The organism is Psychrobacter sp. 1Y4 (assembly GCF_051847555.1).
Map to the genome: position 1 here is coordinate 1 of NZ_JBPYDE010000637.1, position 669 is coordinate 669.

At 40.2% G+C, this 669-nt stretch carries 1 protein-coding gene; it reads right to left on the minus strand.

From position 1 onward, the window contains the following. Positions 1-111 precede the first annotated feature (111 nt). Positions 112-537 (minus strand): peptide-methionine (R)-S-oxide reductase MsrB, encoded by a 426-nt coding sequence (gene msrB, locus ACS8FC_RS18040; RefSeq protein ID WP_201598436.1) that lies wholly within the window; start codon positions 535-537, stop codon positions 112-114. Positions 538-669: the final 132 nt, after the last annotated feature.

The window sequence follows — 669 nt, forward strand, 5'->3', positions numbered from 1 at the left end:
TGATTATTTGTTTCAATAACGCTGTTTTCTTTATTGCATGAATATTAGAAACGATTTAAAAGGAAGCACTCTGTACTTCCCCTCTCACACTTCTAAAATCAGATAAAGAACTTACTTCTCAGATTTATCCAAATCAATAGATACTGAGTTGATGCAATAGCGCATACCTGTCGTCTCACGTGGACCATCAGGGAATACGTGCCCCAAATGTGCACCGCAGTTGCTACAGGTGACTTCGGTACGAGTCATACCCAATGAGTTGTCAACATGCTCGTCTATCGCACTGTTATCAACCCCTTGGTCGAAACTTGGCCAACCGCAGCCCGCATCAAACTTATTGCTTGAATCAAACAAACTGGCACCGCAGCCTTTACAGCGATAAACACCATCATCAGTTGCATCGTTATAAACACCTGTAAATGGACGCTCTGTACCCTTTTCACGCATCACATGATACTCGTCAGCACTCAAACGCTCTTTCCAGTCAGCTTCGGTCAATTGGCTGATTTCTTCTTTACTTAATTGATTGTCTTGCATAATTTTCCCTTATTCGATTATTTATTATCTAATCTCTATCACTATTTTATCGCCATATTATTATAAAAACGATGGGTTATATGTGAAGGTTCACGACTCACTATTCAAGGCATGTTCAAAAAGAGTACTGCC

Coding starts and splice junctions, on each gene's coding strand:
- msrB (WP_201598436.1), bottom strand. CDS start 537: ATGCAAGACAATCAATTAAGTAAAGAAGAAATCAGCCAATTGACCGAA.